Consider the following 12,609-nt stretch of genomic DNA (forward strand, 5'->3'; position numbering starts at 1 on the left):
ACCTCGTGTTCGGGCTTCTGTTTCAAGCCTGCCCAGTGTTTCACCCCGGCTGAACCAGGCCATAACAGTTCGGCAGCTTCGCACACCCTCCGCACACCCTCCGGGCGGAAAGTGTTGCGGGCGGCATCCGCATGAATGGCGAAGGTAAGTAACCTGGGCGACGGCTGTCCACCCACCCGGTCCGCCCGGCCGGGGGTGGCAGGGGAAGAACACGGGCATCGGAGGGCGCGGCCGCACATGACCACCGGACTGCACCTGCCCGGGGAACACACGCCTGAACCCGGGGCGCACGAGGCGGGCCGCCAGGCACTGCATGACGACATCGGTACAAGGAGCTCTGTGATCACCGCCCGCGCGGCCGCGACCTTCGACCCCGTCGGGCGTTCCGTCGCGACCGCCCGCTCCTTCGTCCGGGACACCCTGCAGGGCTGGGGCTTCACCGACGTCATCGATGACGCCGTCGTCCTCACCAGCGAACTCGTCACCAACGCCGTCGTCCACGCGGGCACCGCCGCCGAGGTCCTGTGCCTGCGCAGCGAGGACGCCGTACGCATCGAGGTCGCCGACCGCTACCCCGAGCGCGAGATCCCCCTCCAGCAGTCGGCCGTCAACATGGGCAGCCCCGACCGCGAGGGCGGCCGCGGCCTCCAGCTCTGCGCCGCGCTCGCCGGGAACTGGGGAGTGGAGTACAGCCCCACCCACAAGCGCGTCTGGTTCCAGCTCGACCTGCCGGCCCGCTCCGTGGGCACCCGCTCCGCCGGACCGACCCTGCCCCCGGACGTGCTGCCCCTCGCGGACGGCCGGGTACGCGTCGGCGTCGTCCAGATCGACCGCGCGGGCAGCATCAGCGCCTGGAACGACGACGCCGAGGACCTCTTCGGCTATCCCGCCGACCAGGTCACCGGCAAGCCGCTCACCGACCTCGCGGCCTGGCCGCACACCCCCGGCATCAGCACCGGCATCGCCGAGGCCCTCCAGCTCTCCCGCTGGGAGGGCAGCTACGGCATCCGCAGCTCCGACGGCCGCGTCACCCCCGTCTACGCCTCCCATCTGCGGGTCCGCGACGCCGACGGCGAGCCCTCCACGGTCTGCCTCCTCGTACGCGACCACGAGCGCGCCGTGCTGCAGACCCCGCTGCGTGCCAACGGCACCGAGAGCGGGTCCGGCGGGAGCCAGGAGGCGGGCGCCGCCGACCCCTTCGAGGTGTTCATCGGCTCCCCCGCCCCCGACGACCTCGACGGGCTGCTCCAGCGCACCGTCGAACGCGCCCGCGACATGCTCGACGGCGACGCCGCCTTCCTGCTCCTCGCCACCGACGACGAGACCGAGCTGGAGGTCCGCGCCTCCACCGGACTGCCCTCCGCCCGCCAGCGCTTCGCCCGCGTCCCCGTCGAGGCGGGCCCCGGCCGCTACGGCTCGGCCCGGATGCCCGCCGTCCACGAGGACCTCACCGTCGTCCCCGGCGCGGTGCCGCTGCTCGGCAGCACCGGCATGCGCTCGGTGGTCACCGTCCCGCTCAAGGTCGAGGGCCGCCTCACCGGCTCCCTGGGCGTCGCCGCCGAGGGCCCCGGGCGCTACTCCAACGAGGAGGCGCTGCGCCTGCAGTTCGCCGCGGACCGCATCGCGCTCGCCGTCGAGTCCGCCCGCCTCGGCGAGCTGGAGCGGCTGCGCCGCGGCTCGCTCTCCTTCCTCGTCGAGGCCTCCGACCTGCTCGCGGGCACCCTCGACCGGGACCAGACCCTCGCCCTGATGGCCCAGATGACCGTGCCGACGCTCGCCACCTGGTGCGCCGTCTACACCATCGCCGACCAGGCCTCCGACCCGTACCTCTCCTATGTCCTGCACGAGGACGAGGAGCGCATCGACGGTCTCAAGGCCCTGCTCTCCCGGATCGCGCCGCCCGACCCGGTGCCCACCCCCGGCGCCCGGATCTGGAACGCCCCCGCCACCGCCGCGCACGAGGCGGCCCTGCGGACCTCGATGCGCAGCCTCGACCTCGGCGAGACCCCGCGCCTCGGCTCCGGCGTCGGCACCACCCTCGCCACCGCCTCCGCGGTAGGCGGCGAGACCGTGGTCCTGCCCCTGGTCGCCCGCAACCGCGTCATCGGCATGCTCACCCTCGGCAAGCCCACCGACGAGCACTTCCGCCAGGAGATCCTCGAACTCGCCGAGGACCTCTCCCGCCGGGCCGCCCTCGCCCTGGACAACGCCCGCCTCTACTCCGAGCGCACCGCCATCAGCCAGTCCCTGCAGCGCAGCCTCCTCCCGCCGGAGCTGCCGCAGGTGCCGAACGTCGAGGTCGAGGTCATCTACCGGGCGGCGGGCGAGGGCAACGAAGTCGGCGGCGACTTCTACGACTTGTTCCCCATCCGCGACGGCGCCTACGGCTTCGCGATCGGCGACGTCTGCGGCACCGGACCGGAGGCCGCCGCCGTCACCGGCCTCGCACGGCACGCCCTGCGCCTGCTCGCCCGCGAGGGCTTCGGCGGCCCGGCCGTCCTGGAGCGCCTCAACTCCGCCATCCTCGACGAGGGCGCCCGCAGCCGCTTCCTCACCCTGCTCTACGGGGAGTTGTGGCCCCAGGAGGACGGCAGCGCCGTACTGAAGGTGGTCTGCGCGGGCCATCCGCTGCCGCTGCGCCTGCGCCAGGACGGCTCGGTGGAACCGGCGGCCGAACCGCAGCCGCTGCTCGGCGTCATGGACGACCTGGAGCTGTACGAGCAGACGGTCACCCTCGACCCGGGCGACGTCCTGCTGTGCGTCACCGACGGGGTCACCGAGCGCCGCGAGGGCACCCGCATGCTCGGCGACGACGGCCTCACCGAGGTCCTCACCACCTGCACCGGCCTGACCGCCGGCGCGGTCGCCGCCCGCGTGATGCGCGCCGTCGAGCGCTTCGCCTCGGACGCCCCCTCCGACGACATGGCCATCCTCGCCATGCGCGTCCCCGGCCTCCAGACGGACTGAGCCGCGGGGGCGGATCTCCTCCGCCCCCGTCCCGCACACCCCTCAAACGCCAGAGGACCCCGCCCAGTTGGGCGGGGTCCTCTGCTGTGGTGGAGCCCCCAAACGGAATCGAACCGTTGACCTTCTCCTTACCATGGAGACGCTCTACCGACTGAGCTATAGGGGCCTGTCGCCTGCGCGGAATCCCGCTTGGCGACGATGTAGATCATACCCCGTACGGAAGGGTGCTCGGCACCGCCTCCGGGCGGAACCCGCACCGCGCACGGCACGGCGCACCGCCCGGAGGCGCGGGCTCAGCGGATGCGGACTCCGTAGGCTCTCGGGCTCAGTCCGCCGAAGGCCCGGCCTCAGGCCGGAGCGAGCAGCCCGCCCAGCGCGTTGCAGGCCGAGACGACCCGCTGGAGGTCCCGCCGGCTCATCGCCGCGTCGACCGGAAGCGCCAGCGTCTCGTCCGCCGCCCGCTCGGTACGCGGCAGCACCGCTCGCCGCAGATAGTCCGGGGTGCGGTGCACCGGCGTCTTCACCGGCACGCTGCACGCCACCCCGCGCGCCCTTATGGCCCGCGCGAAGGCATCCCGGTCGGGCCGCCCGTTCCCGGGCACCCGCACCACGTACTGCCGGTAGCTGTGCCCCTCGACGCACTCCGGCGTCACCACACCGCTCAACCGCCGGTCCAGATAGGCCGCATGCACCCGCCGCTGCGGCACATCCGCCACCGCGGCCCCCTCCTCCCGGTGTTCCAGTACGAGGAGTCCGTGCCGCCGGCCCAGACCGTGCAGCCGCACGCTCTCCACGGGTCTGCCGAAGGTGCCCACGGCGACCACTCCGGCGGTACGAGGGCCGATCACCTCGGCGACCGCCGCCGGGTCGAGGCAGTAGGTGATGGGATCGATGTCGGCGAAGACAGGCACGGCCCCCGCAAGGACCACGACCCTGGCCGCTTCCGGAGTCCCGAACGCCGGGACGACAACCTCGTCACCAGCGCCGATACCTGCGGCCCGCAGCAATGCAAGTGTCCCCATACCGGCGATGGTCACCGCGCGACATGAACGTCAGATGACGGGAAACAAAAAGGAGCGGGTCCCCGATCCTAAGATCGAGAACCCGCTCCCTGACGTTGAGTTCGGCGGCGTCCTACTCTCCCACAGGGTCCCCCCTGCAGTACCATCGGCGCTGTAAGGCTTAGCTTCCGGGTTCGGAATGTAACCGGGCGTTTCCCTCACGCTATGACCACCGAAACACTATGAAACACACAACCGAAGCCACACCACACCCACCTGGATGCGGGGCAGCGGTTGTTCGTGGTTTCAGAACCAACACAGTGGACGCGAGCAACTGAGGACAAGCCCTCGGCCTATTAGTACCGGTCAACTCCACCCCTCACAGGGCTTCCATATCCGGCCTATCAACCCAGTCGTCTACTGGGAGCCTTACCCTCTCAAAGGAGGTGGGAACACTCATCTCGAAGCAGGCTTCCCGCTTAGATGCTTTCAGCGGTTATCCCTCCCGAACGTAGCCAACCAGCCATGCCCTTGGCAGAACAACTGGCACACCAGAGGTTCGTCCGTCCCGGTCCTCTCGTACTAGGGACAGCCCTTCTCAATATTCCTACGCGCACAGCGGATAGGGACCGAACTGTCTCACGACGTTCTAAACCCAGCTCGCGTACCGCTTTAATGGGCGAACAGCCCAACCCTTGGGACCGACTCCAGCCCCAGGATGCGACGAGCCGACATCGAGGTGCCAAACCATCCCGTCGATATGGACTCTTGGGGAAGATCAGCCTGTTATCCCCGGGGTACCTTTTATCCGTTGAGCGACGGCGCTTCCACAAGCCACCGCCGGATCACTAGTCCCGACTTTCGTCCCTGCTCGACCCGTCGGTCTCACAGTCAAGCTCCCTTGTGCACTTACACTCAACACCTGATTACCAACCAGGCTGAGGGAACCTTTGGGCGCCTCCGTTACCCTTTAGGAGGCAACCGCCCCAGTTAAACTACCCATCAGACACTGTCCCTGATCCGGATCACGGACCCAGGTTAGACATCCAGCACGACCAGAGTGGTATTTCAACAACGACTCCCCCGCCACTGGCGTGACAAGTTCACAGTCTCCCACCTATCCTACACAAGCCGAACCGAACACCAATATCAAACTGTAGTAAAGGTCCCGGGGTCTTTCCGTCCTGCTGCGCGAAACGAGCATCTTTACTCGTAGTGCAATTTCACCGGGCCTATGGTTGAGACAGTCGAGAAGTCGTTACGCCATTCGTGCAGGTCGGAACTTACCCGACAAGGAATTTCGCTACCTTAGGATGGTTATAGTTACCACCGCCGTTTACTGGCGCTTAAGTTCTCAGCCTCGCCCACCCGAAAGTGAGCTAACCGGTCCCCTTAACGTTCCAGCACCGGGCAGGCGTCAGTCCGTATACATCGCCTTACGGCTTCGCACGGACCTGTGTTTTTAGTAAACAGTCGCTTCTCGCTGGTCTCTGCGGCCACCCCCAGCTCACCCAGCACGTGGGATCACCAGAAATGGCCCCCCTTCTCCCGAAGTTACGGGGGCATTTTGCCGAGTTCCTTAACCATAGTTCACCCGAACGCCTCGGTATTCTCTACCAGACCACCTGAGTCGGTTTAGGGTACGGGCCGCCATAAAACTCGCTAGAGGCTTTTCTCGACAGCATAGGATCATCCACTTCACCACAATCGGCTCGGCATCAGGTCTCACCCCTATGTACGACGGATTTACCTATCGCACGGGCTACACCCTTACCCCGGGACAACCACCGCCCGGGATGGACTACCTTCCTGCGTCACCCCATCACTCACCTACTAACCGCTTGGACCGGCGGCTCCACCACTCCCCTCAACTCCGAAGAGATCAGGGCGGCTTCACGGCCTTAGCATCACGATGCTCGATGTTTGACGCTCTACAGCGGGTACCGGAATATCAACCGGTTATCCATCGACTACGCCTGTCGGCCTCGCCTTAGGTCCCGACTTACCCTGGGCAGATCAGCTTGACCCAGGAACCCTTAGTCAATCGGCGCACACGTTTCTCACGTGTGTATCGCTACTCATGCCTGCATTCTCACTCGTGAACCATCCACCACTGCCTTCCGGCGCGGCTTCACCCGGCACACGACGCTCCCCTACCCAACCCAACACCCGTTAGGGCTATCTGCTGGATTGACACGACTTCGGCGGTACGCTTGAGCCCCGCTACATTGTCGGCGCGGAATCACTTGACCAGTGAGCTATTACGCACTCTTTCAAGGATGGCTGCTTCTAAGCCAACCTCCTGGTTGTCTCTGCGACTCCACATCCTTTCCCACTTAGCGTACGCTTAGGGGCCTTAGTCGATGCTCTGGGCTGTTTCCCTCTCGACCATGGAGCTTATCCCCCACAGTCTCACTGCCGCGCTCTCACTTACCGGCATTCGGAGTTTGGCTAAGGTCAGTAACCCGGTAGGGCCCATCGCCTATCCAGTGCTCTACCTCCGGCAAGAAACACACGACGCTGCACCTAAATGCATTTCGGGGAGAACCAGCTATCACGGAGTTTGATTGGCCTTTCACCCCTAACCACAGGTCATCCCCCAGGTTTTCAACCCTGGTGGGTTCGGTCCTCCACGAAGTCTTACCTCCGCTTCAACCTGCCCATGGCTAGATCACTCCGCTTCGGGTCTTGAGCGCGCTACTATACCGCCCTATTCGGACTCGCTTTCGCTACGGCTTCCCCACACGGGTTAACCTCGCAACACACCGCAAACTCGCAGGCTCATTCTTCAAAAGGCACGCAGTCACGAGACAAGCACAAGTGCTTGCCCGACGCTCCCACGGCTTGTAGGCACACGGTTTCAGGTACTATTTCACTCCCCTCCCGGGGTACTTTTCACCATTCCCTCACGGTACTATCCGCTATCGGTCACCAGGGAATATTTAGGCTTAGCGGGTGGTCCCGCCAGATTCACACGGGATTTCTCGGGCCCCGTGCTACTTGGGTGTTCTCCAAACGAGCCGTTGATGTTTCAGCTACGGGGGTCTTACCCTCTACGCCGGACCTTTCGCATGTCCTTCGCCTACACCAACGGTTTCTGACTCGTCGACCAACCGGCAGATTGATCAAGAAGAATCCCACAACCCCACATGCGCAACCCCTGCCGGGTCTCACACACACATGGTTTAGCCTCATCCAGTTTCGCTCGCCACTACTCCCGGAATCACGGTTGTTTTCTCTTCCTGCGGGTACTGAGATGTTTCACTTCCCCGCGTTCCCTCCACATGCCCTATGTGTTCAGGCATGGGTGACAGCCCATGACGACTGCCGGGTTTCCCCATTCGGACACCCCCGGATCACAGCTCGGTTGACAGCTCCCCGGGGCCTATCGCGGCCTCCCACGTCCTTCATCGGTTCCTGGTACCAAGGCATCCACCGTGCGCCCTTAAAAACTTGGCCACAGATGCTCGCGTCCACTGTGCAGTTCTCAAACAACGACCAACCACCCGTCACACACCACCAACGTGATGCTTCACCGGGGCCGGCACTGAAGGCAGCCTCAACGGCCGTACCTTCAGACACCCAACAGCGTGCCCGACACCCCCAGCTCCACGATCTTCACGTTCCACGCCCTTACGAGCAGTACTAGCGAACCCACCGAACCGAGTGTGCCGAGTAGTCAACGTTCCACCCATGAGCAACCAGCGCGAGACGTTCGCTCGCGATCTGGCCTCTGGACTGTTCGGCAGAGCCGGACAGCCGAGAAGTGCTCCTTAGAAAGGAGGTGATCCAGCCGCACCTTCCGGTACGGCTACCTTGTTACGACTTCGTCCCAATCGCCAGTCCCACCTTCGACAGCTCCCTCCCACAAGGGGTTGGGCCACCGGCTTCGGGTGTTACCGACTTTCGTGACGTGACGGGCGGTGTGTACAAGGCCCGGGAACGTATTCACCGCAGCAATGCTGATCTGCGATTACTAGCGACTCCGACTTCATGGGGTCGAGTTGCAGACCCCAATCCGAACTGAGACCGGCTTTTTGAGATTCGCTCCACCTTGCGGTATCGCAGCTCATTGTACCGGCCATTGTAGCACGTGTGCAGCCCAAGACATAAGGGGCATGATGACTTGACGTCGTCCCCACCTTCCTCCGAGTTGACCCCGGCGGTCTCCCGTGAGTCCCCAGCACCACAAGGGCCTGCTGGCAACACGGGACAAGGGTTGCGCTCGTTGCGGGACTTAACCCAACATCTCACGACACGAGCTGACGACAGCCATGCACCACCTGTACACCGACCACAAGGGGGACCCTGTCTCCAGAGTTTTCCGGTGTATGTCAAGCCTTGGTAAGGTTCTTCGCGTTGCGTCGAATTAAGCCACATGCTCCGCCGCTTGTGCGGGCCCCCGTCAATTCCTTTGAGTTTTAGCCTTGCGGCCGTACTCCCCAGGCGGGGCACTTAATGCGTTAGCTGCGGCACGGACAACGTGGAATGTTGCCCACACCTAGTGCCCACCGTTTACGGCGTGGACTACCAGGGTATCTAATCCTGTTCGCTCCCCACGCTTTCGCTCCTCAGCGTCAGTATCGGCCCAGAGATCCGCCTTCGCCACCGGTGTTCCTCCTGATATCTGCGCATTTCACCGCTACACCAGGAATTCCGATCTCCCCTACCGAACTCTAGCCTGCCCGTATCGACTGCAGACCCGGGGTTAAGCCCCGGGCTTTCACAACCGACGCGACAAGCCGCCTACGAGCTCTTTACGCCCAATAATTCCGGACAACGCTTGCGCCCTACGTATTACCGCGGCTGCTGGCACGTAGTTAGCCGGCGCTTCTTCTGCAGGTACCGTCACTCACGCTTCTTCCCTGCTGAAAGAGGTTTACAACCCGAAGGCCGTCATCCCTCACGCGGCGTCGCTGCATCAGGCTTCCGCCCATTGTGCAATATTCCCCACTGCTGCCTCCCGTAGGAGTCTGGGCCGTGTCTCAGTCCCAGTGTGGCCGGTCGCCCTCTCAGGCCGGCTACCCGTCGTCGCCTTGGTGAGCCACTACCTCACCAACAAGCTGATAGGCCGCGGGCTCATCCTGCACCGCCGGAGCTTTCCACCCACTTGGATGCCCAAGCAGGTCAATATCCGGTATTAGACCCCGTTTCCAGGGCTTGTCCCAGAGTGCAGGGCAGATTGCCCACGTGTTACTCACCCGTTCGCCACTAATCCCCCACCGAAGCGGGTTCATCGTTCGACTTGCATGTGTTAAGCACGCCGCCAGCGTTCGTCCTGAGCCAGGATCAAACTCTCCGTGAATGTGTACCGGTAATCCGGTCACACACACGAGAGCGGAACCAGAGGGAGGAATAATCCCCCCGGTCCACAGCATCCTCGCTGTGTGTTTCTTCAAAGGAACCCAAACCCAAGACAGCCACAAACGACTGCCGAGAGTCAGGGGTATCAACATATCTGGCGTTGACTTTTGGCACGCTGTTGAGTTCTCAAGGAACGGACACTTCCTTCGTACTCACCCCGACCATTCAGCCGAGGCTTTCCTCCGGGCGTTTCCCTTCGGTGTTTCCAACCCTACCAGACGCTTTCCGTCCCGATTTCCGGTCCGTAATGTCATCCAGTGGCCGTTGGAGAGCCGTACCTATTCAGTCGCCTTCCGGCTCCCTTTCGGTGGACCCGACTTTATCAGAGGTTCTGAGTCGGATTTTCCACCCGCTTCGGGCCCAACAACCGTATGAGCGGCTGCCGTTCCCTCGCTGGCGGAGCCGTAAACGTACTGGAGCGGAGTCCCCCGAGGCAAATCGGGGAGCCTCCGCTCCGGTACGGCCCCTGCGGGCCCCTGCCGAGGTGTCAGACCTCGACCACGACGGGCAGGATCATCGGGCGCCGGCGGTAGGTGTCGGAGACCCACTTGCCCAGCGTGCGGCGCACCAACTGCTGCATCTGGTGGGGCTCGACGACCCCGTCCTGCGCGGAGCGCTCCAGAACCTCCTGGACCTTGGGGACCACCGCGCCGAAGGCCGAGTCCTCGATGCCGGAGCCGCGGGCGTGGATGTGCGGACCGCCCGTGATCTTGCCGGTGCTGGAGTCGATCACCACGAAGACCGAGATGATCCCCTCGTCGCCGAGGATCCGGCGGTCCTTCAGCGAGGACTCGGTGACATCGCCGACCGAGAGGCCGTCGACGTACACGTAACCGGCCTGGACCTTGCCGGAGATGCGGGCCTTGCCCTCGACGAGGTCGACGGCGACGCCGTCCTCGGCGATGACGATCCGGTCGTGCGGGACACCGGTGAGCGCGCCCAGTTCGGCGTTGGCTCTGAGGTGGCGCCACTCGCCGTGGACCGGCATGAGGTTCCGCGGCTTGCAGATGTTGTAGAAGTACAGCAGCTCGCCGGCGGAGGCGTGCCCGGAGACGTGCACCTTGGCGTTGCCCTTGTGGACGACGTTGGCGCCCCAGCGGGTCAGACCGTTGATCACGCGGTAGACCGCGTTCTCGTTGCCCGGGATGAGCGAGGAGGCCAGGATCACGGTGTCGCCCTGGACGATCCGGATCTGGTGGTCGCGGTTGGCCATCCGGGACAGCGCGGCCATGGGCTCGCCCTGGGAACCGGTGCAGACCAGGACGACCTCGTGGTCGGGCAGGTCGTCGAGGGTCTTGACGTCCACGACGAGCCCCGGCGGGACCTTCAGATAGCCGAGGTCGCGGGCGATGCCCATGTTGCGGACCATCGAGCGGCCGACGAAGGCGACCCGGCGGCCGTACTCGTGGGCGGCGTCCAGGATCTGCTGGATGCGGTGCACATGGCTGGCGAAGCTGGCCACGATGATCCGCTTGCGTGCCCCGGCGAAGACCTGGCGCAGCACATTGGAGATGTCGCGCTCGTGCGGGGTGAAGCCGGGGACCTCGGCGTTCGTCGAGTCGGAGAGGAGGAGGTCGATGCCCTCCTCGCTCAGCCGCGCGAAGGCGTGCAGGTCCGTGAGGCGGTTGTCCAGCGGCAGCTGGTCCATCTTGAAGTCGCCCGTGTGCACGACCATGCCCGCGGGGGTGCGGATGGCCACGGCGAGGGCGTCCGGGATGGAGTGGTTGACCGCGACGAACTCGCATGCGAAGGGTCCGACGCGTTCGCGATGGCCTTCGGCCACTTCGAGCGTGTAGGGGCGGATGCGGTGCTCCTGAAGCTTCGCCTCGATGAGAGCGAGGGTGAGCTTCGAGCCGATCAGCGGAATATCGGGCTTCTCGCGGAGAAGGAACGGTACGCCACCGATGTGGTCCTCGTGGCCGTGCGTGAGGACGATGCCCTCGATGTCGTCGAGGCGGTCCCTGATGGACGTGAAGTCCGGCAGGATCAGGTCGATTCCGGGCTGCTCCTCCTCGGGGAAGAGCACTCCGCAGTCGACGATCAGCAGACGGCCGTCGTACTCGAAGACGGTCATGTTGCGGCCGATTTCGCCGAGGCCGCCGAGCGGGGTGACCCGGAGGGCCCCCTTGGCGAGCTTCGGGGGCGGGCCGAGTTCGGGATGCGGATGACTCAAAAGACTCTCCTGACCATGCGCGCCACGTACCCCGCGGGCACGTGGCGCGTATGACGTTCGTGCGTATGGCTGTGTGCAGGGATGGCGGGGACGGTGAGTCCCCGCCTATTCAGTTGTGAGGTCTGTGCGCGGAGCGCGGCCCCGGCCGGAGACCGGGGCACCCGGGGGGCGGGCGTTCCGCTTATCAGATCTGTACCCCGCCGGCGGCGAGATCGATCTTGAGCTGGGCCGTCTCCTCGGGTGAGAGTTCCACCAGGGGCAGGCGCAGCGGTCCGCCGGGCAGACCCTGCAGGGCGAGTGCGGCCTTGCAGGTGATGACGCCCTGGGTGCGGAACATGCCGGTGAACACGGGCAGCAGCTTCTGGTGGATCTCGGTCGCCTTGTGCACGTCGCCCGCGGTGTAGGCGTCGATCAGTGCGCGCAGCTCCGGGGTCACGACATGGCTGACGACCGAGACGAAGCCGATGGCGCCGACCGAGAGGAGGGGGAGGTTCAGCATGTCGTCGCCCGAGTACCAGGCGAGGTCGGAGCGGGCGATGGCCCAGCTGGCGCGGCCCAGGTCCCCTTTGGCGTCCTTGTTGGCGACGATACGGGGGTGCTCCGCCAGGCGCACCAGGGTTTCGGTGTTGATCGGCACTCCGCTGCGGCCCGGGATGTCGTAGAGCATCACGGGAAGTCCGGTGGAATCGGCCACCGCGGTGAAGTGCCGGAGCAGGCCCTCCTGAGGGGGCTTGTTGTAGTAGGGCGTCACGGTGAGCAGACCGTGCGCCCCGGCCCGCTCCGCGGCCTCGGCCAGCTCGATGCTGTGCCGGGTGTCGTTGGTGCCGACTCCGGCGACGATGTGGGCGCGGTCGCCGACCGCCTCCACCACCGCGCGTACGAGGGCTTCCTTCTCCGCATTGCTGGTGGTCGGGGACTCGCCGGTGGTCCCGTTGACGATCAGGCCGTCGTTGCCTGCGTCGACCAGGTGGCGGGCCAGCAGCTGCGCGCCCTCGAGGTCGAGGGTGCCGTTCGCCGTGAACGGCGTGACCATGGCGGTCAGGACGCGCCCGAAGGGCGTCTGCGGAGTGGAGATCGGAGCCATGGGTAACACGCTACTCGCTG

General features: G+C 65.2%; 4 protein-coding genes, 1 tRNA gene and 3 rRNA genes. 1 reads left to right on the plus strand and 7 read right to left on the minus strand.

Features of this window, described 5'->3' with window-relative positions; genetic code table 11:
* Positions 1–237: 237 nt before the first annotated feature.
* Positions 238–2,967 (plus strand): SpoIIE family protein phosphatase, encoded by a 2,730-nt coding sequence (locus tag MID12_RS05510; protein ID WP_263165199.1) that lies wholly within the window; start codon positions 238–240, stop codon positions 2,965–2,967.
* A gap of 90 nt (positions 2,968–3,057) precedes the next feature.
* Here the strand turns inward: MID12_RS05510 and MID12_RS05515 are convergent.
* From MID12_RS05515 to dapA, 7 genes are all read right to left on the minus strand, one after another.
* A tRNA-Thr gene (locus MID12_RS05515) sits at positions 3,058–3,133 on the minus strand.
* A 181-nt stretch (positions 3,134–3,314) separates the two neighbouring features.
* Complete coding sequence (locus MID12_RS05520; RefSeq protein ID WP_063778616.1) at positions 3,315–3,989, minus strand: DegT/DnrJ/EryC1/StrS family aminotransferase; 675 nt, start codon at positions 3,987–3,989, stop codon at positions 3,315–3,317.
* Between the two features lie 99 nt (positions 3,990–4,088).
* A 5S ribosomal RNA gene (gene rrf, locus MID12_RS05525) occupies positions 4,089–4,205 on the minus strand.
* Positions 4,206–4,304: 99 nt separating this feature from the next.
* Positions 4,305–7,427, minus strand: a 23S ribosomal RNA gene (locus tag MID12_RS05530).
* Positions 7,428–7,745: 318 nt separating this feature from the next.
* Positions 7,746–9,273 (minus strand): 16S ribosomal RNA (locus tag MID12_RS05535).
* Together the 16S, 23S and 5S rRNA genes form the textbook arrangement of a ribosomal RNA operon.
* 546 nt (positions 9,274–9,819) lie before the next feature.
* Entirely contained in the window at positions 9,820–11,505 is a 1,686-nt protein-coding gene (locus tag MID12_RS05540; protein WP_263165201.1) for a ribonuclease J, read from the minus strand.
* A gap of 184 nt (positions 11,506–11,689) precedes the next feature.
* Positions 11,690–12,589, minus strand: a complete 900-nt coding sequence (dapA, locus tag MID12_RS05545; RefSeq protein ID WP_263165202.1) for a 4-hydroxy-tetrahydrodipicolinate synthase — start codon at positions 12,587–12,589, stop codon at positions 11,690–11,692.
* Positions 12,590–12,609: the final 20 nt, after the last annotated feature.

It is taken from the genome of Streptomyces sp. SCSIO ZS0520 (assembly GCF_025643355.1).
GTDB classification, from domain to species: domain Bacteria; phylum Actinomycetota; class Actinomycetes; order Streptomycetales; family Streptomycetaceae; genus Streptomyces; species Streptomyces physcomitrii.